At 37.9% G+C, this 24,664-nt stretch carries 18 protein-coding genes, 1 tRNA gene and 2 pseudogenes; 7 read left to right on the forward strand and 14 right to left on the reverse strand.

All coding sequences use genetic code 11. The annotated features are described in order from the left end of the window. Positions 1-4: 4 nt before the first annotated feature. The 7 genes and pseudogenes from TOL2_RS13050 to TOL2_RS26015 all read right to left on the reverse strand — a co-directional run. On the reverse strand, positions 5-2,437 hold the full coding sequence (locus TOL2_RS13050; protein ID WP_014957896.1) for a DNA internalization-related competence protein ComEC/Rec2: 2,433 nt from the start codon (positions 2,435-2,437) through the stop codon (positions 5-7). Between the two features lie 93 nt (positions 2,438-2,530). Next, positions 2,531-3,784 (reverse strand): UDP-N-acetylglucosamine 1-carboxyvinyltransferase, encoded by a 1,254-nt coding sequence (murA, locus tag TOL2_RS13055; protein WP_014957897.1) that lies wholly within the window; start codon positions 3,782-3,784, stop codon positions 2,531-2,533. A gap of 640 nt (positions 3,785-4,424) precedes the next feature. After that, complete coding sequence (locus tag TOL2_RS13060; RefSeq protein WP_014957898.1) at positions 4,425-6,347, reverse strand: GAF domain-containing sensor histidine kinase; 1,923 nt, start codon at positions 6,345-6,347, stop codon at positions 4,425-4,427. 324 nt (positions 6,348-6,671) lie between these two features. Continuing rightward, positions 6,672-7,028 (reverse strand): HepT-like ribonuclease domain-containing protein, encoded by a 357-nt coding sequence (locus TOL2_RS13065; RefSeq protein ID WP_014957899.1) that lies wholly within the window; start codon positions 7,026-7,028, stop codon positions 6,672-6,674. Next, positions 7,021-7,323, reverse strand: coding sequence for a nucleotidyltransferase family protein (locus TOL2_RS13070; protein WP_014957900.1), 303 nt, complete (start codon positions 7,321-7,323; stop codon positions 7,021-7,023). The genes TOL2_RS13065 and TOL2_RS13070 overlap by 8 nt, the downstream gene beginning before the upstream one ends. Before the next feature lie 157 nt (positions 7,324-7,480). Further along, entirely contained in the window at positions 7,481-7,726 is a 246-nt protein-coding gene (locus TOL2_RS24490; RefSeq protein ID WP_269764177.1) for a site-specific integrase, read from the reverse strand. Continuing rightward, positions 7,690-7,920: pseudogene (locus TOL2_RS26015) on the reverse strand (phage integrase N-terminal SAM-like domain-containing protein); the annotation flags it as partial. The gene TOL2_RS24490 and the pseudogene TOL2_RS26015, both read right to left, overlap by 37 nt. A 657-nt stretch (positions 7,921-8,577) precedes the next feature. On the opposite strand from TOL2_RS26015, the gene zorA reads away from it, so the two are divergent. From zorA to TOL2_RS13095, 4 genes are read left to right on the forward strand one after another with little or no spacing between them, the layout of a single operon-like run. Further along, the gene (gene zorA / locus TOL2_RS13080; RefSeq protein WP_198408331.1) at positions 8,578-10,530 is read left to right on the forward strand and encodes an anti-phage ZorAB system protein ZorA; all 1,953 of its coding nucleotides are present in this window, start codon (positions 8,578-8,580) and stop codon (positions 10,528-10,530) included. A 1-nt stretch (position 10,531) separates the two neighbouring features. Beyond that, the gene (locus TOL2_RS13085) at positions 10,532-11,284 is read left to right on the forward strand and encodes an OmpA/MotB family protein (RefSeq protein ID WP_014957903.1); all 753 of its coding nucleotides are present in this window, start codon (positions 10,532-10,534) and stop codon (positions 11,282-11,284) included. Next, positions 11,281-12,738, forward strand: coding sequence for an EH signature domain-containing protein (locus TOL2_RS13090; RefSeq protein ID WP_014957904.1), 1,458 nt, complete (start codon positions 11,281-11,283; stop codon positions 12,736-12,738). Before TOL2_RS13085 ends, TOL2_RS13090 begins: the two co-directional genes overlap by 4 nt. Before the next feature lies 1 nt (position 12,739). Continuing rightward, positions 12,740-16,189: an SNF2-related protein gene (locus tag TOL2_RS13095; protein WP_014957905.1), complete on the forward strand. Its 3,450-nt coding sequence runs from the start codon at positions 12,740-12,742 to the stop codon at positions 16,187-16,189. A 412-nt stretch (positions 16,190-16,601) separates the two neighbouring features. On the opposite strand, the gene TOL2_RS25515 is transcribed toward TOL2_RS13095, so the two are convergent. From TOL2_RS25515 to TOL2_RS13110, 4 genes and pseudogenes are all read right to left on the reverse strand, one after another. After that, complete coding sequence (locus TOL2_RS25515; RefSeq protein ID WP_232507936.1) at positions 16,602-16,931, reverse strand: topoisomerase DNA-binding C4 zinc finger domain-containing protein; 330 nt, start codon at positions 16,929-16,931, stop codon at positions 16,602-16,604. An 84-nt stretch (positions 16,932-17,015) separates the two neighbouring features. After that, a pseudogene (locus TOL2_RS25520) lies at positions 17,016-17,351 on the reverse strand (nuclease-related domain-containing protein); the annotation flags it as partial. Positions 17,352-17,439: 88 nt separating this feature from the next. Then, complete coding sequence (locus TOL2_RS13105; RefSeq protein ID WP_014957907.1) at positions 17,440-17,769, reverse strand: hypothetical protein; 330 nt, start codon at positions 17,767-17,769, stop codon at positions 17,440-17,442. Between the two features lie 424 nt (positions 17,770-18,193). Beyond that, positions 18,194-18,281: transfer RNA gene (locus TOL2_RS13110), tRNA-Leu, on the reverse strand. A gap of 94 nt (positions 18,282-18,375) precedes the next feature. Here TOL2_RS13110 and TOL2_RS13115 point away from each other — a divergent pair. Genes TOL2_RS13115 through TOL2_RS13125 form a run of 3 tightly spaced genes read left to right on the forward strand, consistent with a single transcriptional unit; the run spans position 18,376 to position 20,200 of the window. Further along, positions 18,376-18,966 carry a Maf family protein gene (locus TOL2_RS13115; protein WP_014957909.1) on the forward strand — a complete coding sequence of 197 codons (591 nt, stop codon included), beginning with the start codon at positions 18,376-18,378 and terminating at the stop codon, positions 18,964-18,966. A 14-nt stretch (positions 18,967-18,980) separates the two neighbouring features. Then, positions 18,981-19,673, forward strand: a complete 693-nt coding sequence (locus tag TOL2_RS13120; RefSeq protein WP_014957910.1) for a YggS family pyridoxal phosphate-dependent enzyme — start codon at positions 18,981-18,983, stop codon at positions 19,671-19,673. Beyond that, positions 19,670-20,200, forward strand: coding sequence for an epoxyqueuosine reductase QueH (locus TOL2_RS13125; protein WP_014957911.1), 531 nt, complete (start codon positions 19,670-19,672; stop codon positions 20,198-20,200). Before TOL2_RS13120 ends, TOL2_RS13125 begins: the two co-directional genes overlap by 4 nt. A 13-nt stretch (positions 20,201-20,213) precedes the next feature. On the opposite strand, the gene pilB is transcribed toward TOL2_RS13125, so the two are convergent. From pilB to TOL2_RS13140, 3 genes are read right to left on the reverse strand one after another with little or no spacing between them, the layout of a single operon-like run. Then, positions 20,214-22,418 (reverse strand): type IV-A pilus assembly ATPase PilB, encoded by a 2,205-nt coding sequence (pilB, locus tag TOL2_RS13130; RefSeq protein ID WP_014957912.1) that lies wholly within the window; start codon positions 22,416-22,418, stop codon positions 20,214-20,216. Between the two features lie 14 nt (positions 22,419-22,432). Beyond that, complete coding sequence (locus TOL2_RS13135; protein WP_014957913.1) at positions 22,433-22,645, reverse strand: hypothetical protein; 213 nt, start codon at positions 22,643-22,645, stop codon at positions 22,433-22,435. 6 nt (positions 22,646-22,651) lie between these two features. Then, positions 22,652-24,490, reverse strand: coding sequence for an ABC-F family ATP-binding cassette domain-containing protein (locus TOL2_RS13140; protein ID WP_014957914.1), 1,839 nt, complete (start codon positions 24,488-24,490; stop codon positions 22,652-22,654). Positions 24,491-24,664 lie beyond the last annotated feature (174 nt).

The raw sequence follows: 24,664 nt of genomic DNA on the forward strand, positions 1-24,664 counted from the left end.
TTTTTTATCTGCCTTTATAGGTTTTTATATTATGGTCTTTACCATTACTTGATATGAAGATCGCGCCGTCCTCATCAGTTCTGAAAATATCTATTTCTTGTTTTTCATATCGTTTTAAAACCATGGAATGAGGAAAACCATATTTATTTTTCCGACCGCAGGATATTATTACACTCTTGGGGTGTACTTTATCAAGGAAAATTTTACTGCTTGATGTGGAACTTCCATGATGGGGTGACAACAGGATATCTGAATGGAGATCAAGCTCATTGTTCATGCTTAACCTTTTTTCCCTTTGCAATAAAATATCGCCTGGAAACAGCATTGAAAAATTGTTGTATGCTATTTTGAAAACAAGAGAATTATTATTAAAATCATCTGAAAACCTCTCTTGAAATGACCCATAAAAAATCAACCGGGCAGTACCGAAATCCAAATATTTACCCTGTGTTAAAGGATTAAATATTCTTATATTGCGTTCTTTGCAAGTGTTGATCAAGTCTGTATATTTTTTTGAATTTCTTTTGTCTGAGTTTTTAATCAAGGTACCTACCTGAAAGTTCTGCAAGATAAAGACAAGCCCATTTAAATGGTCGGAATCAGGATGAGTTAAAATAACTGAATCTATTGAACGGATTCTTTTATGCCATAAAAAAGGCGCAATAATAAATCTTCCCGTATCAAATGAGGATATGTCGGAAAATCCGCCACCATCCACTAAAATATTTTTACCATTCAATGTTTGAATAAGGGCACTGTTGCCCTGCCCCACATCAATGATTGTAATGGTTAAATTTTCAGGGACTGCTTTTTTCAAGCTGACATTTGAAGCATTAGCCATCAACAATACAATACTTAAGGCAAACAGCACGGCCGGTGATTTTCTATGCCCTTTTAACAGGAAAAACACTGAAATAATACCCAGGTAGATTGCCGCAATTTCACTCCATTGAAAGGTGATTGTTCTTGACCATGAAAAAGGAATGCACACAAGCCATTCACACACTGTAATGGAAAAAGAAACAAGAATGCTGCACACATTAATAATAAAAACCGCAAGAGAGGGAAAACAAACAAAGCAGGCAAGAGAGATGAGTCCGAGGGGCAATACAACAAATCCTATAACCGGGATAAATATAAGATTTGATATAAGCGAAATACTTGAAACCATATTAAAATAATGGGCTGTCAAAGGCAATGTCCCCAAACCGGCAAAAAAACTCACACATGCCATTAACCCCATCTTGGCAAATAAATTTTTTTTTAAAACAAATGATTGTTTTTTAAACAATATATTGTTTTTTAACAGGGAAACACCACAGATAATAAATGTAACGGCAACAAACGATAATTGAAATGATATTGAAAAAAGGGCCGAAGAATCCATCAATAAGATGAGAATTCCTGCGACTGAAAGGCTTGAAAGAATATCTTTTTCTTTTTCACAAACAAATGAAAGCAACAAAACACTTATCATTAAGAATGCTCTTTGAGTGGATGGAGAAAATCCTGAAAAAATCGCGTACCCTATTAACGGAACAAGGGTTAATATGCCTGCAAGTTTTCTGGATCTTCCTGAAATTAAAAGAGCGGGCATGACAGATAAACATTTATAAAAACAATAAAAAAACAGAGTGCCGACAATAGACAAATGAAGCCCAGAAATGGCTAAAAGATGACTTATGCCGGCTTTTGAAAACAGGTCCCGAACTTCCGGACAAAGAACTTCTTTTTTTCCAGTAACCAGCGAAGCCAATATTTTTCCGGAGTCAGAATGCTTTGTATGATTTAATATAAAATAATAATAATTGATCCTGAGTTTTTCTATTTTCCGGATCAATTGTGAGAAAAAACCGACTTGATCCGGGCGTGTAAGGATTTTAATTTTTTCCTGGTAAGTATAGGCAGTACCATATATTGCCTTTAGTTTTAAAAATTTCTCATAATCAAACGCGCCTGGATTCATAAAATTTCGAACAGATTTAATGGAGGATTTAAACAGAAGAATATCGCCATACCCCGGAATTTTTTCATTCTGACCTTTTTTATCCAGACCTTTTTCAGCATATCCGTATATGTTCAGATTAATCTTGCCTGTGACTTTTTGCTTTATGTTATTTTTCGTCTCTATTGTCCGGCAAAGAAGGGTGACCGTATATTTTTTTTCATAATGTTTTGCAAAAGAAACAACCCGACCGGTAATAATGATTTTTTTTGAATCCAGATAATTGCAGATATGATTAGAGGGCAGATCAGGGATTAATTTGATATGAATCAAAAGATACCCGGACCAGAAAATCAACCCAAGAATGAAAAAGAAAACCAGTTTTTTATTAAAATAAAAGGCTGGAAAAATCATGACAGAGAAAGAACAAACAGCCCAGACAGCAATGACTTTATGATCAGGAAAAGTGTTTCCGGAGAAAATCCCTGCCATCAGTGAAAGAAAGACAAAAAAAACAGCTGGTTTTAAAAAATTTAAAGGTTTAAAAAATGTTTTCCCATCATTTTATCTTGATTTTTTAAATTTTTACTTGATTCGTTTTATATCCGCACCCAGCAATGAAAATTTTGTTTCAATATTTTCATATCCTCTATCTATATGATAGACCCTTGAAATCATCGTTGTTCCTTCCGCAATAAGCCCGGCAATAACAAGAGAAGCGCTGGCCCTTAAATCCGACGCCATAACGGGAGCGGCTTGGAGATTTTCAACTCCCTTGACCATGGCAATGTTACCGTTTGATATGGAAATCTTTGCCCCCATTCGAAGCAATTCATTGGCATGAACAAACCTGTTCTCAAAAATGGATTCATGAATCATACTTCTTCCGTCTGCAACAGTCATCAAAGCCATGAACTGCGCCTGCATATCGGTTGGAAATCCTGGATATGGCAAGGTTTTAATATCAACACTTTTTATGGGTTTATTCCCAATGACCCGGATGCTGTCTGAAAAGATTTCAATGCTTGTACCTGTTGCTTTTAATTTGTTGATGATCCCGCCAATGTGATCTGGATTACACCCTTTAATAAGAACATCACCGCCTGTTGCTGCTGCTGCAACCATAAAAGTACCGGTTTCAATTCTGTCTGGAATGATGCTGATATCTGCAGAAGAAAGATTTTTCACCCCTTCTATGGTAATTATAGGCGTACCAGCTCCGTTTATTTTTGCCCCCATCAGATTCAAGGCATCGGCAAGGGCTACAATCTCCGGTTCACGGGCCGCATTTCTCAGTTCTGTGGTCCCTTTTGCCAGGGTTGCCGCCATCATTAAATTTTCAGTACCCGTTACAGTAGGCATATCAAAATATATCTCATTACCGATCAGTCGGTTTGCTTTTGCTTCAATATAGCCGTGATCAATACTGATGACGGCACCCAGAGCTTCAAGCCCTGACAGATGCATATCCACAGGCCGGGCACCAATGGCACAGCCTCCGGGCAGCGATACCTTTGCATGACCGAATCTTGCCACCAAGGGCCCTAATACAAGAATGGAAGCCCTCATTTTTCGAACCAGATCATACTCGGCTTCAATTTTATTAATTAAAGACCCATCCACTTCAAGGCAATTGTTTGATGCCTTGCATGATGCACCCAAATCCTCCAAAAGTTGTCGGATACTGGTAATATCCATCAGATTGGGAACATTGGAAAAACAGGTTTTGCCATTCACCAGAATGCTTGAAGCAATCAAAGGAAGAGCTGCATTTTTAGCCCCGCTGATATTCACTTCGCCATGAAGCTGTCTGCCGCCGATAATTTGAATTTTATCCATAAAATACTTAACTTTATAATGATTTAAATAAGGGTTTCAGATGAAATCTATCTACGCTGTTTGATCGAAAAACTCAAGAAATATTTGTTCTCAAAGTATTACTATTAAAAAAGTATTACTATTAAAAGTAAAAAGGGTTTGTACCTGATTTGACCAAAATTATTTACTATTTTCCTGGTATCTGGGACGAGGATTGAACTTGTACAGAGATTATCTTCGAGAGATTTCAAATCCTTATGAGTATTATTTAACATTGTTCTTTTTTTCAAATCCTTAGATACCAGTCATTTTCATATTCTATTTTTGGTTTTGTTTGGAACCGTCTGTAAATATTTGACCTTGACGGGCACAATTTAGGCACAACATGGGTACAAACTTAACCAATCTTCCAATTCATTTTTAGCATGAATATTTAAACTTTTTAGTTTGAAAACTCAAGGTATATTTATTTCGGACACTATCTATACCGCTTGATTGATAGCCAGACAATTATCTTTGCTTTTGCAAAAAATTATCCAAAGCGTCAAGCAAGATTCCAGTCACAGTCATTTTATTGTCGTTGGCATGCCTTTCAGCTTGTTCTATAAGCTGACAAGGCAATTCAATGGTTAAACTTTGGGTAGGATCAAGGATGAAAAAATCAATTTGAAACCGTCTTGAAAACCAGTGAAAATTCAGATCCCCCGGAATGAAAACAATCTTTTTTTTCTGTGCAGAAGTCGCATTCAAGGATATTTCCCGGGCAGACATCTGAAACTTTTGGGATAAATCGGCACCTGAAAGAGGACACATGAATGCTGAAATCATACCGTCTGGAAAATATTTTCATCCGCAAAAGGTCTGCCCCCCTGCCTCCGGCATTAAAATCAAAAGGTGCTTTTGAAGAATAGTTTGCAGTTTCCTGGGTTGAAAAAAAACCTTCAAAAATTTTTTTCCGGTGTTCTTGAGTAATGCCCACTCCAAAATCCTTGACCACCAACACGACATCTTCCCCCTGTTTTTGCACTATGACATCAACCTTTCCATGATCAGGGGTATTTTCAACAGCATTTCTAACCAATCCATCAATGACTTTTTGTAACAGGTCTTTTGGCATGTGAACGGCCGGGACCGAATCCACAATGCAGTTGAGTTCCAGCTGGCGGTGAGGAAAGAGGGGTTTCAGGTGATTGATCCTTTCTTGGGTATATGCATCCAGATAGATGTATTCCGGTTCTGTTTCCCTGGTATCAAAGATATCTTTAATACGGTGTCTGACCCTTTCAATCAGGGGAGTATTCCCTATTTCATCTTCAATAACCGTTTCAAGCAGGTCTGTACATTGGTCAACAATAAATGAAAGAAAATTGTAGGTTTCAAATTTTTTCTCCTGTATGATGTCATCCACCTCGCTTTGAAGCTTCCGGATACGGTCCATGTTTCTCTGTGCCCTGGCCATGGTCGGTTCCCACGTGTTTTCAGGAAGGGCGGCCAGTTTTTTTTTCAGAATACTCAGTGTACCGCTGAAGATGGAAATGGGTGTTTTCAACTCATGGGAAAGATGATTGATGGCCTTGTCTTTTGCCCGGTCCAGGCTGGACAATTCCCGGTATGCTTTTTTGAGTTCTTCTGAAAAACGGGCGTTTTCAATGGAAAGGGCCACCGTACCGGCAATTGTTTCCAGTAATTCCACATCCGTATGTTCAAATATGCCCACGGTCTTATTATAAGCGGCCAATACACCGATTCTCCGATCATTGCTTTTGATGGGCACGATCACATAATTTTTAAAATCATGCCCAAACTTCATATCCCGACTGGGATAAATATGCAGGTCCCTGGAGGTATCATTGACTATCAGCGGCTCACCCGTCTTGATGACATTGCCGGATGCCAGGTCATGGATGGAGAAACGGATTTCCTTTATTCGCTTCAGGGTCGCGGTATCATCATAAGCCGCACCCTGGAAGAAGAATTCCTGTTTTTCTTCGTCCAATAAAATGACAAGCGCTCCCTTTGTATCTAAAAGCCGCTTGATTTCACTGCTGATATAATCCAAAAGACCCTCAAGATCAGTGTATTCCGGAAGGGCCATGCTGATTTTCAGCATGGCCTCATTGTTCTTGGCAAACCGCTTCTCATTTGCAATATCCCGGAGGATGAGCAGTTCGCCGGATAATCCCATTTCAGATTTTGAAAACACTTCCCCCCGTGTGACCACGTCAATGAGACGTCCATCTTTTGTAAGGCGTTTGGTTTCATACCGTGGTACAATCCGCTGATCAAAAAGTTCTTTGATTTTTTCTGATGTTTCCTCTTGAAGGTGTGTGGGTACAAAAGGCATTTTTTCACCTTCCATTTCTTCAAGGGTCCAGCCAAAGACATCTGTGAATGCAGGGTTTAGATATGAAACACGCCCTTTTAAAGAGAATACCGCCATGGGGTAAGGGACAAAATCCAGCAGTTTTCGGTATCTTCTGGAGGATTCCTTCAGGGAGATTTCATTCTGTCTGAGTTGAGCAATTTCAAATTCTAAAGCCTCAACCTTTTGAGCAAGTTCTTCATAGCTGATTTTTTCAGCCATTTTATTTCTCCAATTGTTTAAAAACAAAAATGTCCGTATCAGGATCACAGGATTTTTTGAAAATTAAATACGGCCAATATCTGCACATGATCGCTGTAATCCCTTAATCCAAGGCGTTGACCTCTTTTGTTATTGGTGGTGGACACTCAGAAACCGCCCAGTTAAAACTTGTATTCATAATTTCCAGATTAACAGAATTTGATCTCTGATACAACATCTTGTGGTTAGTCAAATTTTGGAGAAAACCCACAATACAAATAGTATTATGAGCAACTTTTAGCGGTTACCCGTTGGATAATTATTTTTGAGTGAAATAAACGAAATTTATTTAAGCATTTTTTGAATCGTTTTTTTTAATAGCGGAAGATGATTTTGGCAAATATCATATATGATTTCATGATCAACTTTTTCATAATGATGGGAAACGATATCACGCAATCTCATGATATTTTCCCAATTGATCTCATCGTAATTTTTTAAAAAAGAGTTGTCTGCTTTTTCAATTTTTTTTAGCAGCTCACCAACGACCTGCAACCGCATGGCAATGGAATCAAGAATAGTAACCCCGTTATCATCAAGAACAAAATCATCCGGTTTGCGGATATCTTCGAATCGGTTAAGGATCAACTCTATTGATTTAAAAATCAGAAACAGATTTTCAGAAATAATTTTATCAGGCATAAATAATTTCCTGTTCAATGCGTTTCAAAAAGCGGCTTTCTCCCATATTGCGCTTTCTGACTATCTCAATTTTCCGGCCAAATTTTTTTTCCATATATGAATTTAGACCGGCGACCCATTCAAAACGAGGTTCTGCAAATTCAACCAAAAAATCAATATCACTGTCAGGGGTTTGTTTGTTCTTGGCATAAGAACCGAATAGACCAATAGTAAGAACCCCAAAATTTTCTTGTAAAAAAGATTTTTCAGCTCTAATTATATTGATAATTTCATTTTTGGAAATAGACTTGCTCATTTGAATCCTTCTGATAACAAATATATTCTCACTATATTTGAGTGAGCCTGTACTGTCAAATTCAAACTCTCATTTTCAATCAATATTTTTAAATGGTATCCAACCAACATAATTACTGATAGAAAAGGGATCGGTTTTATACCAATCCCCCATAATTTTATCTGTAAAGATTATCAATCCAATGAATAGCTTCTGTATCACTGACTTTTCCAAGATACCGCTGAGTGGTTGATAGATTTGCATGGTGTAGAATTATTTTCGACACGATTTCAATGGGTACCCCAGATCTGCTTGCATAAGTAGCGGCATGTCGTCTAAGGTCGTGGGGGTTCAAATTCACATTTATCATTTTTCCTGCATTTTGAACTATTTCACGGGCCCGGGTGTATCCAAATGGAAACACGTTGTGATTATCTCTATAAAGTTGAAGAATGACCTGAGTAAGGAAAATTTGAGTTTTTTCGTTGATTGTTTTTTACCGTCAGTAACCTTGGTCAAAAAACTCATAACATCTTCGGATGTGATTTCTGATATTTCATATTTTCCATATTCATCTTTGAAACGTGTCAGGAAATAGAGATAATTTCGAATAGTGTTTTTTTTGAATTCACTCTTTGATAGTCAAGAAAAGTGTCGATTGCATTTGATGTTTTCATGATGCTCTCCTTTGATAAAAAATTGGATTTCGCCTGGGAAGATGCCTCTATCGAATATTTTACAGAGCATGAGCTATTTTTTCAACTGACAGACCATAGCAAGGGCAGGGATATTCAATTTGGATTAAAATACTGTGTTGGATGTGCTGCCAAAAAGCCCGGAGTGACAGGGATAGTCTGGTTTTTTTTTAAATTCTGAAGAGTTTGGATTATTGCCAATAGTCCTGGGTTTGAGATCTTTAAAATACCAATATAAATCAAAACATTTTTTCATTCATAATTTTAGGAATGATAATGCAAGTTATCTTGAGTTTTAAGTTTGTCTAAAAATGACTACTGAAAGATAAAGTAATAGACGCATTTTATAATTTTTCTATCCAACAATCATCCGTCAACTTTTTAGAAATTCGTGATTTTATATAATCCTTTATTGAGGTTGGCTTCTTTAATGATTGCTTGAATGAAATTTATATATCTATTATAAACTTTAAATCGTAAACATTGTTTCAGAAATGCCTTGTTTACAATGGATTCTTCTGATACCGACAAGATAACAATGTTTATTAATAACATGATTATAGCTCTTTGAGGAAAATTTATGTCGAAAAGCACAACAGCCGCAGAAATGGTAGATAAAATTGATCTGACAAAGTTACTGCCAAATTTTAAATCGGTGCTAAATGGATTCCCGCAAAGCGCAGAGGATTTAAGCGCATGGTTTATTTTGATACTTTTGGGTGTTTTTATTTCATTCTTAATTCCATCTATATGGAAATCATTTAAAACATTCAGGCAAATTAAATGGTTAAAAAATCTTTTAAAAGAACATACTTCAGAAACGATAGCAGAAAGTAGACAAGATTTTATAGATAAGGCCCAAAAAGTAAAACATGACGTTGGACACTTATGGTTAGAATTCAATGAGACTCTAATTGAGGGTGATCGAAATAATAAGATCCGTCTTTATAATACATATGATGCAGCATATTTTTTTAATTCAGCAACATTGGCACCAGGGATTACTGGTAGTCGGCTTATTGCTGCTGTTCCTGGTTTTCTAACCGCAATTGGTGTTGTTGGGACTTTTGTTGGACTTCAACTTGGTCTTGCTCAACTTAATATCGCGAATGATGTTTCTATAGAAGAAATGAAAGCAGGTGTGGCCGGAGTTATAAATGGAGCAAAGCTCGCTTTTATAACTTCGGTTTGGGGTGTAATACTCAGTGTTCTGTTCAATATCATTGAAAAAATTATCGAGCGGGCAACTAAAACAAAGATTACCCAGGTACAGAACCTTATTGATAAATTATTTAATCGGATTAGTCCGGAAGAGCAGCTTCAACGCATTGCAAATGACGGTAAACAATCTCGCGAGAGCCTTCAAGGTCTTGCGGAAAAGATCGGATTAAAAATGCAGGAATCTTTAATTCAAGCGACCGAGGGAATCCAATCAGGATTGGAAACAAGTTTGGAGAAGATCATGGCTCCGGCTATCAATAAGTTGGTGGATGAGACATCAGATGGTAATCAGAAAGCCTTGGAAAATCTACTGGACAAATTCATGGAGAAATTTGGTACTGAAGGAGGGCAGCAAAGACAGGCAATGGATGACGCCTCTGATAAAATGAATGCATCTTTAGCTTCTTTCGGAACATCCATGCAGGCCTTTCTTGATAAAATGGAAGTTTCTCAAAATAACGTTGCCCAAAAAGAAGAAGAGTTGGTTGAAAATATTTCATCTCAGGTAAATTGGTTGGTTGAGAATACAAGTTCTCAGAATAAAGTTCTTACAGAATTTATTGAAAATACATTTGGTGAACTTTCAGATAAACTAAATAATAGAGATGACGTTGCTGCTAATAGAGAAAGAATACGGGGTGAAGAATTCATAAATCAGACAAATGAAATGAAAAAAGGTACGTCGGATTTATTAGAGCGAATTGATCAGGGTTTAAAAACTCAATTTAAGGAAACAAGGGAACTACTAAATCAAGGACAATCTCTCCAAAGTTCAATAACGGAATCAGTCTCAGCAAATGCCAAAGCCACTAAACATATGAAGGAAACATCCTCAGAATTAAACTCAACGGTCAGCAAGTTAAAAACTTTTGGTGGGTATATTCATCAAACGGGGATGAAACTATCAGAAACAATCACAGCAGCGGTAGCAAGCACTGAGACGCTTGCAAAAGAAAACCAGGCCAGTACATCAGAGATAAAGAAAATATTCGAACGAATCCTGGTAAGCTCCAATGAATTCAATACTCTTATTCAGAAAATGAAAAACTTAGTAGATACTGCGGATACTATGTTTGAAAAGATGGATGATCAACAACACTCTTATCTCGCTCAGTTGAAACAAAATGTGGAAGAGTTAGCTGTGAAAATGAGTAATTTGCTTAAAGACTACGCAAGTCAAGCAAATGGTCAGACAGCACAACATCTTAGGGTTTGGGCTGAAGGGACTACACAATATACTACCAGTATGAATAATGCAGCTCAAGCTCTTGCATCTGTTGTAGATGATATAGAAGTAAAGTTGGGACGTTAATATGCTTAGACGATTTGTTCAAAGCCAGGCTACTGTTGATGAAGAAAATCCATACTGGCTATCCTTTTCTGATTTGATGTCGGCTCTTCTCGTGGTTTTTATCCTAGCGGCGGTTGCTTTGATTATAGAGTTGACCCAAACTCAAAAGATTATTCAACGGGATATTGAAGAATTAAGGAATGCTGAACAAGCCAGAAAACAGATATTATATGAAATTAAAGATGAGCTTGCGTCTAAAAACATAAAAGTTGAAGTTGCTGATAATGACACCGTGTTGAGAATTCCTGAAAATACGCTGACATTTGATTCCGGTCATGATGAAATCCCTGAGGCTGAAGAGGTACAAAGGGCTGTCACCGCAATTGGGCTGGCATTACATCTGGCCATTAATAAACCTTTTAGTGACACGAATAATAAAATGCGGTTCGAATATCTCGATACAGTATTTATAGAAGGGCATACAGACAGTGTGCCTTTCAAAAGGATAAAAGGGGGAAATTGGAGGCTATCAACAGATAGAGCTATTTCCTTATGGAAATTTTGGGAAAAGCACCTTGCTCTTACTCCAAGCTTCAATGAAATGGAGAATGCATACAAACAAAAATTGTTTTCGGTCAGTGGTTATGCTGCCTCCCGGCGGGTGCAAACTATTGAAAAAACACCTGAACAACGGCGGCGTAACCGTAGAATTGATTTGCGATTTACAGTTAAGCGACCATCTATTGCTGAATTAGAGGATATTGCTGATCGATGAAGCCTGCTATATTGTCAGTTCAAGGATTGAAATTTATAATACCAGATGATCCTTTTGGGCATTATCTTGCTAAGATAAAAAGGCTTGAAAACCAGTTGTCTTCTCTGGCTAAAAAGGCTGGTACTGAAAATAAAAAGTTTAATGCCGCCTTGAATTCTTTAGTAGAGAGCGTGCGCAGGAATAGAGATTTAGAAACCGAACTGGATTCTCCTATTAAAGTCAGGGCGCTGGCAGTATCTTTGACCACCAGTTGTGCAGAACACATTAGTTTAACACAAAGAATTCTAAATAAAATTGATCAGTTAAGGCCCAAGCCGAGTACGCTGCTTCTCCAGAGTATGTATCACTTCTATTTGAAACGTTATGACAAATTGCATGATCCGAGAGCTGTTGCAAAATGGTTGTTAAAATCACTGCCAAAACGAAATCTTAAAAAGTCATTTCATGATACATTGTTGAGCCCAGATGGGCCTAAATGGCTCGCAAAAGAGTCTATTCGTACCAACCGGGAATTTCAAAATATTGTGTCATATTTAGGATTGGACCGGTATGCCTCAGGTAGATTTATGACAATTGCTAAAAACATCTATTATGTAGAACAATTGAAACTGATCCCATTAAATCAACACCATAATTTATTGTTGGAAGTTCAAAAGAGTTCAGTATATGAATCTACTTACGATGAATCATACCTCGTTGGCCATAAGGTCTTGGAAATCTTAATAAGCAGAGCTGCCAATACGAAAATTGATGACAGTTGGCTTAATGTGATTATGTCTATTGCCGGTGATCCCAGAGTCCCCAAGGACCATCCTTTGTTTCAAAAATGGTGGAGCCTGTTAGATCAGCGCCTTTATAATATAGTAATAGGTTGGCTCTCTAAATTAGACCTTCGTTTGTTTTTGGAGGCACTTGAAAATTATTCTAACCTTCCAGGCAAAGAAGAGTTGCACAGAATGTTTCCATCCCGGAAGAAATTTTTAGAAGGGTTGGATGATAAAAAGTTGATTGCACATACTCGCCTATATCTTTCAAAAAGTGCAGAACGATATCTAAAGAGTAACTATAAGCCCGAACATTTGCCAGCATACTCAATGGTGAATGATGGGACCAGATCCTTAATACATGTACAGTTTGTTAACAATCAAGCACATATGGTAGAGGGGAGTCACAGTTGTTTCTTATGGTTATATAGAAAATTACATTCTTCAGCCGTTGTATATGACTATGGAGCCAATTTTGTGTTTTATAGCGAGCTGACATCTGGATTGAATCAAAAAATGATTGAGAAAAATTGTGAGGCTGTTGCTCAGATCAAACACACGCCTGTCAATTTCAGGTGGCAGAAAAATGCGATTGAAGCTTTAAGGGGACTTGGCGTATATATTTCACCCCAAGATGTCTTATCACTTGAGGATTATAGGTCGTTTAAACGAAAATTTGGGGTAATATAATATGGATGTGATAAAATGGTTCGATAAACTCCGGACGTCTTCTGAGAATGAAAAATACTCTGTTCAACCTGATTTCGAGGGTTTGAATTTCACAACAACATCAACTATCTCTGTGGCAATTACAAAAGGTCAGGCAGGGGGATGGATTACTCATCAACATATTGCCTTAACAATGTTAGCGGAAGAAGGGAACGCCGAAGTTATCCCCAACGGGTTTATAGTCCCAACAGAAGTGGCGGTTAATTTTGATAAAAGTTCATGTGATTCATTAGGTTTACCTCCAAGATGGGATGGAAAAATTGATGCAGAGATTAAAGGTAATACCGGCAATAGTAGTTTTGGTGTGGGCCTTTCTGTTGAAACACCTGATAGTCGGTTTACAAGGATCTATAAAGTAATAGGTCCTGTCCTTAAATTTTCAGAAGACAGGCAATATTTGTTGTCACCCGCCCAGCAGATCATATTCGGTGCTCATCAAACTCATGGTGAAACTGAAAAAAATGAATACGACAATTTAAAACTGTTATTTGCGTTACAAAAGGGTCAAGAACTTGGAGCGCAACTAAATCTCAAACATTTTAACAAGCTGAATATCAAAGCCCCGGAATCGATTACGATTGAAGTCGAACTGGATGAAAACGGGAATTTAATACTCACCCCCTATATGGGTCAGGAAGCGAGTTCCGAGAGAGTCAACAAAGTTTTAGGTCAGCTCCAGGCTGATAATTCAACTGCATTAAGGGTGGATGATGAAATCATTTTGTTTGATGATCAGAAACTGAAAGCGGTACATGAGATCCTTGAAAATAGAACGATTCCGAAAAGCAAAGTCCAAGAGTTTTTAAAAACTCCAACTGCTTTTATTGATGCAAGTCTGGTGGATCTTGATCTTGGTTTCTCAGCAAGGGTTAAAGGGGCGACAGTTTTTAAACATGCCTATTTTGGTGAGACTGACGGTTCCGGTATTGATTGGTTTGGACGGTCCTCCTCTGCTGGTGAAATCGTATCTTTTAATAAATTGGAAAGCCAGGTTGAAGATAAAGAGACGCTTGAACAATTAAAGGCGTTAGTTGAGGACGCTCAAAAAACAGGAGCTCATGAGATAGATTTCCAAGGGAAAATCTATGATATCTCCACTCCTGATGCAGTCCTTAAAACGCTTGAAAGAATTGATCAGAAAATTAATAAAAGTGGAGATTCCCTATATACATCTCTCTTCGATGAATATGATGAGGACCAAGAAAATCCAGATGATATAGAACCATCTGTCACAGTCGTAGATATCGATCTGAATGATGAAAATTTGGATCGATCATCACCAACAGTAGACAAAGCCATTGATGAAATCCTTTTTCCGGTTGAAAAATTGAAGTGGGATAATTATGCACGGACGCCATATCCTCATCAAATGATCGGAATTCAATGGATTGTTGGATTATCAAGAAACAGCGATGGAGGGGTACTGGCTGATGACATGGGCCTGGGTAAAACATTCATGGCTTTATCTGCAATTGATCAGATTTATAAGCTGAATTTTGAATCAAACTTAACAAAGAAACCTGCTCTCATTGTTGCACCTCTAAGTCTCTTAGAGGTCTGGAAAGATGAAGTAGATAAAACTTTCAGCTCTTCACCATTTAAATCAATCATCATTCTCCAGGCCAGTGCAGATTTAAAACAATATCGGTCTGGTGGCATTGAAATTCGTAATCAAACATCGTGCGATGGTGGTCAAGAAGGTATCAAATACTCTTTGAAGATTGGAAAACATTTTGATACTGAGCGTCTCGATATGCCCGAAAGGTTAGTTATTACCACATACCAAACGTTGCGAGATTATCAGTTTTCTCTGTGCCAGATTGACTGGGGAATGGTGGTATTTGATGAAGCACAAAACATAAAAAATCCTAATGCGCTCCAAACACGTGCCTCTAAGGGGTTGAAGGCCGATTTTAAATTGATTGCAACAGGAACACCAGTGGAAAATAGTCTGGCAGACTTTTGGTGTCTAATGGATACAGCTTGCCCTGGCCATCTCAACAACTATCAGTTTTTTAGAGAACATTACGTGACACCAATTGTCAGAGCCGCAGGGGATGAGATTGAAGAAGTCAGAGGCAGAGTCGGCCGAGAACTCAGGATCAAAGTCGGCTCACTGATGTTGCGTCGCCTAAAGGAGGATAATCTTGAAGGGCTTCCTGAAAAGAAAATTTTTGTGGGTATTGAAGATCAAGAGTGGCTGTTTCTAAATTCACTTAAAAAGATTATGACTGGGGACCAGCTTAGCGCATATAACGCAACATTAGATTCTCGGGTTAACGCAGAACGAAACGAAGTTCTTGGTGCATTGCAAAGATTAAGGGATATATCACTCCACCCACGATTGGCTGACAAAGGACAATTAGAGAGTCCAAACAAAAAAAAACAGTTACGTTCACTGTTTGATGAATCGGCCAAAATGCGAAGCCTTGTTGAAATCCTTGAACAAATTAAAAAACGAAAAGAAAAATGTATTATCTTTACGGTAAACAAAAGGCTTCAACAGTTTTTAAGCCAGGCTTTGGGAGCTTGGTTTGGTTTTGGACCTCTTTCAATTATTAACGGTGATGCTAAAGCTGTCGCCAAAAGGGCGTCAGTGCCAACCCGGAAAAGTATGATATTAGATTTTGAGGCTGTTGAAGGTTTTAATATAATTATCATGTCCCCAGTTGCTGCCGGAGTTGGCTTGACTGTTGTCGGCGCAAATAATGTTGTCCATTTTGAACGCCACTGGAATCCTGCTAAAGAAGCTCAAGCGACAGACAGGGTGTATCGAATCGGTCAGGAGAAAGACGTAAATATATATGTACCAGTCTTGCACCATCCAGAGTTTGAGTCTTTTGATGTAAATCTTCATCGTTTGTTAAGCAAGAAAACATCTCTCAAAGATGCAGTTGTCACTCCGGAACAGGTCATTCCTAACCCTTCAGGATTTGATATGAAGTCTTTTACCCCAAATCACCAAATTACATCAGATGATCTGCATAAGATTTCATGGGAACAATTTGAAGCCCTTTGTTGTCTAATTATTGCAAAAGATTCAAACCCCTATGACAAGTGGCTGACAAAATCTGGCGCAGACTATGGGGCAGACGCTGTGGTTGTCGGTGATCCAAATTATCTGATTCAGTGTAAACATAAAAATACAAAAAATGCTATTTACGATGGATACAAAGCTGTGCTGGAGGTTCAGGCCGCAAGAATAAAATATGAAAATGCCCTTGGAAGATCATTCTCACAGCTGTTATTCATGACGAACGCATTAAAGCTTTCAGGCAGAACTCGAAAAACAGCGCAAGAATATAATGTGGAGATTATGGGTCAAAAAGAATTAAAGTCGTTGCTGGAAACCCATCCCATATCCATAAGGGATGTCTATGCTTTTATGAATAAAAAAAGACTGGCTCTCTGAATTCAATTTTGCTTTGTCAAACTATACAGGTTCGAATTTCTTCCTCATTAGTGCAATGTTTTTGGAGACTCCTTTTTGAGTAAAAAATTCGAAGCTTTTGAATTAAGTATAATTATCCTATCCTTAACTTTTACCGGGCCTTTCCTTGTTAAGAATACCAGACCTATTTGTGACTTTTCAGAATGTGGAATCTTTTAATTTTTTTCAGTAATCGTATGGAGAATTCAATGGGAACGACTTGTATTCATAGGGTTGTATTTTTCTGGATAAAGTCTGCCACAAGATATAGTAGTTAAATAGAAACTGTTTCGGGAAAATATTTCCTGCATAGATCTGATTTTCCAACGAACCTGTCAGTTATAACAACTTGCATAATACCGTTCTTACCAAATATTCAACAATTTAAATGACACTATGACTCTGTTGCTGAATATTTCAAAGTTCCTCTGCATTTAGGGAATGTTGAGCATCCCCAAAACTGTGTTCCGGCATTTGGCCCTTTTTTTGCTGTTCTTAAAATCATCACATTCCCACACTTCGGACAAGTCACTGCATCCTGTTTTTCTTCAACAATCTGCTTAACATGCCTTACATGCTCACGATGCGTTTTATATGATCGTTCAAATCTTCCAAATTCAATTATCCTGATTGCTTCTTTAATTTCAGCTTTGGATAATAAGATTTTGTTCTTTGACTTTATAAAATTGATATAGCCCCTGGGATAATTTACATTTGCAGGCATGGCAGTTTTAAATTTACAGTCTCCTACAAAAACAATGACGGAAAAAATTTTCTCCGGTTCAATATTCAGCATATTTTGAAGTGTCTTGACGTGTTTATAATTCTGGTGCAGCGGATTTTGAAATTTGGTATTATATTTAAATATTTTTTGGGTCCACATCTTCTGGCGCTCACTTCCAAAAATCCACCCCTTCATATTTTTTGTTTCTACAACAAAAATACCGTATTTTGAGACGATGATATGATCAATCTGAGTTGTTCCATCCTCTGTGGGCAACGTCACGTTCTTGATCAAGTGATATTTTTTCTTATCTAAAAAAAGAGTTGAAGCTACATTAATTATAACTTCGCCAATGAATCCTTTAAAAAAAGGTGTTTTGAAAAAAAAATTGCAATTGCAATGAGAATCAAGTACCAGAATTTAAATAAAATAGTTATTAAGAATATAGGTGTCAGATCCATTCGGTCCTCGCTTAGGTTAACATTTTATTTCAGGCTTCTTATTCAATTCAAACATCGTCATGCTCTACATCTCCATCCCCATAGTCCCATGTCATATCTGAACAAATGACATTGAACCATTCTTTAAATACCTTATATGTCCTTTTTAGTGGCCAATCATCCGGATCAACCATCCAGGACTCAAGTTGCTCTTCAAAAACATGCTTGAATATTTTTTTTAGATATGTTTCATAGTCAAATTCACCGTATTTATCTGGGATTAGAATTGTAGTTGCATGAGGTTTGTCATAATCGACACCATCCTTAAAACTATTCGCCCAATCTATATATGGTTGTTTGGGAATGATTGTGATAGCGGTTCTGTTGATGGTTTGCATTTTTATATATCTCCCCGTTCTTTCTGGCTTTCTTCTGGATGAGACATGCTTAATGGAATATTCAGAAAGCCTGCAAGCGTTATCATATCAGCCTTATAATTGACATAACCTTCAAAAATATATTCGTTCCAAAAATATTTGTTTTTTCCGTATCTCATAAAGGATTCATATGCTTTGGTTTTATCTGTTTTGCTTGTCGCTTTTAGATTCCGATCAAAGAAGACTTTTCTGTCAATCTTCTTTGCTGAAAGAACCTGGTTGCCTTGTATTACGGCAAATAAATATTATCTGCTTGTTCAAGAGCATTTGTCAATTTTGACAAATCAGGTAATCTCGAATCTCAGACGGGCACAAATCCAGGCACAGTGATTAATATCAAAAACAAAAAGGGCTCAACCAAAATTGGCTAAACCCTTGATATTTCTGGTACCTGGGACGAGAATTGAACTCGTACAGAGATAATCTCCGAGGGATTTTAAGTCCCTTGCGTCTACCAGTTCCGCCACCCAGGCGTAATTCTTGATTTTTTTATACCATTTTTTTAAATTTTGCAAGCTTAAAACCATAAGATTGTCACTTTAAGCTATTTCTGATAAAAAGAGGTCTATGAAATCAATCAATACTGAAAAAATAATATTGGCATCCGGATCTCCGAGAAGAAAAGAGCTTCTTGAGCAGGTTGGAATAAATATTGAAATCTCTGTGTCAACCATTGATGAAGAAACGGTTTCAATCAAAAAACCTGAAGATTATGTAAAAGAACTCTCCTTTTTAAAAGCAGAAGACACTTCCCTTTTATATCCTGAATCCTGGGTCCTGGGAGCGGATACCATTGTTGTCGTTGACAATCAGATTCTTGGCAAACCTCAATCCAAACCAGATGCCATTGATATGCTCACCAAATTAAATAATCGTGAACACAGTGTTTATACAGGGTTTTGTCTGATTCATCAGAAAAAAAGATCCATCATTAAAAAATGTGTTGAAACAAAAGTATATTTTAAACATTTAAGTGATCAGGAAATTCAATGGTACGTCAATACAGGCGAACCGTTTGACAAGGCCGGTGCTTATGGGATACAGGCAATTGGCGCAATTCTTGTCAAGCAGATTAAAGGCTCCTATTCCAATGTTGTAGGGTTGCCTGTTTGCGAGGTCGTTGAAACATTGATGCATCTTAATATCATTCAATTTTAAGGACTTAAATCATCATGTCACCCATAAAAGATAATATAAAAAAAACCAACCAACAAATTGCTGACACCGCAATGTCCTGTGGCCGACAGCCGGATACCATTCAATTGATTGCCGTCAGCAAAAGAAAACCTGTTGAAAGCATAATGGAAGCAATCAAAGCCGGGGTAACACATCTGGGAGAAAATTATATTCAAGAAGCAATTGAAAAAATTGATGTTATTGGAAAAGACAATGCCTGCTGGCATTTTATCGGGCATCTCCAATCCAATAAAGCTAAATTTGCAGTAAATTATTTTGAGTATATTCATACGGTTGACACATTGAAACTGGCAAATCAAATCAATAAACAGGCAAAAAAAATCAACAAAATACAAAAAATTCTTTTGCAGGTCAATATTGGTGAAGAAGAAACGAAATCCGGAACCGGCATAGAAGAGGCAGTCGAACTGGCAAATCAGATCAGTGCGCTTGAAAATGTATCATTACAGGGATTGATGGGCATGCCGCCATACTTCTCAGACCCGGAACAGGCCAGGATCTATTTTAAAAAAATGGCAGCCATAAAAAAAGAGATCATGGCACATCAATTTAAAAACGTGGCCATGAACCATTTGTCCATGGGAATGAGCAATGATTTTAAAGTGGCCATTGAAGAAGGATCTACAATGGTAAGAGTCGGAACCTCCATATTCGGGAAAAGAGATTGAAACTATTGCTTCATACCTGCTGCGCCCCCTGCTCTATCTATCCTGTAAAAGTTTTACGGCAGATGGATATGGATGTAATGGGTTTTTTTTATAGGCATAATATCCATCCCTTTCAAGAGTGCCAAAAAAGGGAAGAAACCCTGAAACACTATTCCGATAGCATTGGATTGAGGGTTATTTATCAACAGGATTATAAGATGGAAGAATTTCTTCAATCCGTTGTTTTCAGGGAAAAAGACCGGTGCAGGTACTGCTACCATGACAGACTCAAAGCAACGGCGCGTGTTGCCAGAAAAGGAAAGTTTGACGCCTTTTCCACAACCCTTTTGTACAGCAAATTCCAGAACCATGAGCGCATTATAAAAACCGGAGAGTCCATTGCCAGGCAATATGATGTAAAATTTTTCTACCAGGATTTCAGAGAGGGCTGGAAATTCGGGATTGAAGAATCCAAACGGCTTGGCATGTACCGTCAGCAGTATTGTGGCTGCATATACAGCGAAAAGGACCGGTATTTTAAACAATAATCGGTCAACCAGGCTACTTGGGTTGAGGGCGTTTAATCTGCTTGAGCATCTTCACGAACCGTTTGTCGCTGCTGTCAAGCCTTGCTGCAAGAACACTGAACAGATGCTTTGCCACATCTGGATATTTTTCAATAACCTCAAACAATTTGTCTCCCGGAAACCTTTTAACCGTTGATCGCCCTTTGGATATAATGGATGCTGATCTGGGTTCGCCGGTAATTGCCGACATTTCCCCGAAATATTCGCCCGGCTGTACAATTTCAGCAATTTTCTTTCCGCCTTTAACAACATACAACCCGCCTTGAACAAGCTTAAAAAAATCAATATCAATATTATCTTCACGGATAATAACGTCCTTATCCTCATACCGTTCAACATCAGGATTAATAAGATAGGCCGGCAGCGCTTCCTTGGTAATGGTCGTCTTTTTCAGCACTTCTTCAAGAGATGTTTCAGAACTTCTGATTTTCTGAAGACCCGCATCTCTAAGGGTTACCATTCCTTCCTGAACGGCAACCTTTCTGAGCTGATCTTCGGGCACTTCAGCACTAATGGCTTTGCCTACTTCATCTGTGACCTCCATTAATTCATAAAGCCCCAGCCTGCCCTTGTATCCGGTCCCATTGCAATGGCCGCAACCTTTAGGGCCGTATATGTTCAAATTTTTAATTTCATTTTCTGAAAATCCATACAATTCAAGGTCTTGGGGATTATGACCTGTAACAATCTGTTTGCAGTGAGGACAAAGCCGCCGGGCAAGGCGCTGGGATAAAACCAGAGTAACGGCAGATGCCACCATATAAGAAGGTATGCCGATATCAATGAGACGGCCTATGGTTGAGGGACAGTCATTGGTATGAAGAGTGGCAAACACAAGATGCCCTGTCATAGCAGCTTTAATCGCTATTTCAGCCGTATCCATATCCCTGATTTCACCTACCATGATGATATCAGGATCCTGTCGCAGAAATGCTTTAAGAGCCGCAGCAAAGGTCATACCGACCTCCTCTTTCACCGCCACCTGGTTGATTCCTTTAAAGTTAAACTCAACAGGATCTTCAGCCGTCAATATTTTGATATCCTCTTTATTCAACCGGTTCAGTATGGAATAAAGGGTGGTTGTTTTTCCACTTCCTGTTGGACCTGTTACAAGCAATAGTCCATAAGGCCGTGAAATACATTTTTTCAACGTATCAAAAGTAGAGGCTTCAAAACCCATTTTGGTCAGATCAATATTCAGGGCGCTTTGATCAAGGATACGCATGACAATGCTTTCACCAAAAAGAGTCGGCAAAGTAGACACCCTGAAATCAATGGATTTTTTTTTCCCGAGTCTCAATTTTATTCTTCCGTCCTGGGGAACTCGTCTTTCTGCAATGTCAAGTTCAGCCAGAATTTTAATTCTCGAAATAACTGCATTTTTTATACTCAGGGGCAGATTCATGGCTTTATACATGGAGCCGTCCAGCCGGTATCTAACCTGAAATGATTTTTCAAAGGGTTCAATATGAATATCACTGACACCATCATTAATGGCCTTGGTAAGGATACCATTTACCAGTTTGATAATCGGTGCATCAGATGCCATGAACTGTTCCTGGTCATCCTCCATGTCAGTATATCCGACTTCCATTTCTTCTGCCGCCTCAGAGACCAGGGAGCCAAAATCATCAACAGAAGTAACTGGTTCGTCATCTTCAGAATCATCTTCAAACTGAAGAAAACTTTTATATTCTTCATCACTGATTTTATAAAAATCACGATAAGCCTGAATCACATCGTTTTCAGTTGACACAAAAACCTGAATCGTTTTTCCAAGTTTTTTCTGAAGTTCCTCAACAACAGAGGTATCTGTCGGCTCAACCATGGTAATGGATAATTCTTCACCTTTTAATGCAAGGGGAAAGACCATTGTGGATTTAGCCACTTCATAGGGCAGGATTTCCAGAACCTTTGAATCAGGTTTGATGTCGGAAAATCTAATGATATTGTAATTGTAGATTCTACCCAGGACATTGATGATGGTATCGGGATCAATATATCCTTTGTTTAAAAGAATGCTGCTAAGTCGTTCATTGGTTTTCTTGTGTACAGCTAATGCCTCATCCAGTTGCATACTGGTAATTTGACCTTCTTTTGAAAGAATCTCTCCAATCTTTGTTTTTCCCGCACCGGATTGATCTTTTATGGTTGATTGAAGGCTGGATGATTTGGCCATAATAAATCCTTAAATTACTTGTAATTCTTATAAATTCTAATAGAACCTGCTAAAACTAAAAGCCCGCCTAATATATAAAAACTTGATCTGACCAGAAAAAGCTTTTGTTTAAAAAATTCAATAGTTTCTATCTGCAGCATGACTTGAGGAATACGGTAAAAAACACCCAATCCCACTGCAACCAGAAGGATACCATAATAAAATTTAAAATTTTTTTTGTCCATCATAAATGACTACCTTTCAACTTCTTCCAACCGGTTATTAAACGATCTTTCTATTTCTTCAAACAATTCCATCTGGGTTTCAAGATCTTCAAAAAGCTTTTCATTCAAATTTTCAAGTTCTGACAGTTCTTTGGCCAAACTCTGAATTTTTCGGCCATCCTGATTTTGCGACGCTTCCAGCAGGCATTCATTAATCTTGCTGATCAAAAGTTCATTTTTTTCAATATCATTTTCCAATTTTTCAATTTTCCGTTTTACAGGTTTGAGTTCTTTCGATTTTTGAGTAATGATTTCCGATTTTTTCCGGCGAAGGTCTTTTTTCGACAAAACCAAAGGCTTTATTTTTTTTTCAACAACACAATCTTCATCCTCCCACCCCTCTTTATCTAAAAACTCCTGATAAGTCCCCTCAAACAGTTCAACAGCATTGTTTTTGAACACAACAAGCCTGTTTGCAAGAGAATGTAGAAACATTTCATTATGCGTCACAATAACCACAGCACCTTCAAAATTGTCGAGTGCGGCAATAAAAGAATCACAAGACTCTATATCCAGATGATTGCTGGGTTCATCCAGCAACAACAAATTCAAAGGTTTCATCAGCAATTTACCTAACATAACCCTTGATTTTTCTCCACCTGACAACACGGATATTTTTTTTAAAGCCGAATCTTTTTCAAACATCATGCCCCCACAGACAGTCCTGACCGCCTGTCTGTCAGCATCAGGTGAAGAATAAGCCAGTTCTTCTTCAATGGTAAAATCATCATTCAACGATTGAACATTTGTTTGTTCAAAATAGTCCAGCTGTACGCCCGGATTAATTTTAATACTGCCGGAGACAGCATTGAGATTTTTACTTATCAGCTTTAAGAGGGTTGTTTTTCCTTTACCATTTTTACCGATAACAGCAATACGGTCATCCGGATAAACGGTCAAGGAAAGATTGTTGATCAACAGATGATCTTTTTGCCACCCAAAAGACAAATCTTCTATCATCAATACCTGCTTACCTGAAAAAGGCAGATAATTAAAAGAAAATTCAAGATCTTTGAGTTTTTGGAGTTTTTCTTTTGTTTTAGATTTTTCCAGCGTTTTTATACGGGATTGTACCATGTTTGCCAGGCGGGCTTTTGCTCGGAACCGTGAGATAAACTGTTCCATCTCTTTATTTCGTTTTTCTTCATTTTGTCTTGTTTTTTCATAGACTTCTTCATCCTGGGCAACCTGCAAATAATATTTAGATGTATCTCCCTTGATTTTTTTGATTTTTTGCCTGTGAATCCCTGCAATATGCGTTACAACATTATCCATAAACCCACGGTCATGCGTAACCAGCAAAACTTCTCTGGGCCAGGAAATCAGAAATTGTGAGATCCATCGAATTGATGTGATATCAAGGTAGTTTGTCGGTTCATCAAGGATCAAAAGATCCGGCTCGGAAACCAATACTTTGGCAAGATTGAGCCTGACCTGGAAACCGCCTGAAAAGGCGGCGGGATCTTTTATAAAATCATCTTGGGAAAACCCAAGTCCGGCCAGAATTTTTTCAGCCTTCCAGGAATGATCTTTTTCATGTTCTAAAAGTCCCAGCATGGCTTCATCAATCACACGGGATCTGGAAAATAAAATTTTTTGAGATAAAAAACCTATTCTATACCCCGAAGGACAGGATATGCTTCCCTCATCAGGATGTTCACTGCCTGATATCATGTTTAAAAGTGTGGTTTTACCATGGCCGTTTCTGCCGACAAGCCCGACCCTTTCACCAGGATTAATCTGAAAACCTGTTTTATCCAACAGGATGTGATCTCCAAAACCTTTTGATATTGAATCTATATTCAGCATAATTTAGTCTGTATTTTGATGTTTTCCTTTTATTTTTATGAACAGAGTACCATATCATTGTGCCAATAAATTATAAACCATAAGAATGACTTTGAGACTGGTTTTTCAATATACAGGCGTCAAAGACTATCGTACGTCAGGATCAAAAGCCTGACCTCACTTCTATGCCTCCGT

Source organism: Desulfobacula toluolica Tol2 (assembly GCF_000307105.1).
Lineage (GTDB): Bacteria > Desulfobacterota > Desulfobacteria > Desulfobacterales > Desulfobacteraceae > Desulfobacula > Desulfobacula toluolica.

Excerpts from the sequence above, each read along its gene's own strand:
- TOL2_RS13050 (WP_014957896.1), bottom strand. The coding sequence starts at position 2,437 with ATGGCAGGGATTTTCTCCGGAAACACTTTTCCTGATCATAAAGTCATT.
- murA (WP_014957897.1), bottom strand. The coding sequence starts at position 3,784 with ATGGATAAAATTCAAATTATCGGCGGCAGACAGCTTCATGGCGAAGTG.
- TOL2_RS13060 (WP_014957898.1), bottom strand. The coding sequence starts at position 6,347 with ATGGCTGAAAAAATCAGCTATGAAGAACTTGCTCAAAAGGTTGAGGCT.
- TOL2_RS13065 (WP_014957899.1), bottom strand. The coding sequence starts at position 7,028 with ATGCCTGATAAAATTATTTCTGAAAATCTGTTTCTGATTTTTAAATCA.
- TOL2_RS13070 (WP_014957900.1), bottom strand. The coding sequence starts at position 7,323 with ATGAGCAAGTCTATTTCCAAAAATGAAATTATCAATATAATTAGAGCT.
- zorA (WP_198408331.1), top strand. The coding sequence starts at position 8,578 with ATGTCGAAAAGCACAACAGCCGCAGAAATGGTAGATAAAATTGATCTG.
- TOL2_RS13085 (WP_014957903.1), top strand. The coding sequence starts at position 10,532 with ATGCTTAGACGATTTGTTCAAAGCCAGGCTACTGTTGATGAAGAAAAT.
- TOL2_RS13090 (WP_014957904.1), top strand. The coding sequence starts at position 11,281 with ATGAAGCCTGCTATATTGTCAGTTCAAGGATTGAAATTTATAATACCA.
- TOL2_RS13095 (WP_014957905.1), top strand. The coding sequence starts at position 12,740 with ATGGATGTGATAAAATGGTTCGATAAACTCCGGACGTCTTCTGAGAAT.
- TOL2_RS25515 (WP_232507936.1), bottom strand. The coding sequence starts at position 16,931 with ATGCCTGCAAATGTAAATTATCCCAGGGGCTATATCAATTTTATAAAG.
- TOL2_RS13105 (WP_014957907.1), bottom strand. The coding sequence starts at position 17,769 with ATGCAAACCATCAACAGAACCGCTATCACAATCATTCCCAAACAACCA.
- TOL2_RS13115 (WP_014957909.1), top strand. The coding sequence starts at position 18,376 with ATGAAATCAATCAATACTGAAAAAATAATATTGGCATCCGGATCTCCG.
- TOL2_RS13120 (WP_014957910.1), top strand. The coding sequence starts at position 18,981 with ATGTCACCCATAAAAGATAATATAAAAAAAACCAACCAACAAATTGCT.
- pilB (WP_014957912.1), bottom strand. The coding sequence starts at position 22,418 with ATGGCCAAATCATCCAGCCTTCAATCAACCATAAAAGATCAATCCGGT.
- TOL2_RS13135 (WP_014957913.1), bottom strand. The coding sequence starts at position 22,645 with ATGATGGACAAAAAAAATTTTAAATTTTATTATGGTATCCTTCTGGTT.
- TOL2_RS13140 (WP_014957914.1), bottom strand. The coding sequence starts at position 24,490 with ATGCTGAATATAGATTCAATATCAAAAGGTTTTGGAGATCACATCCTG.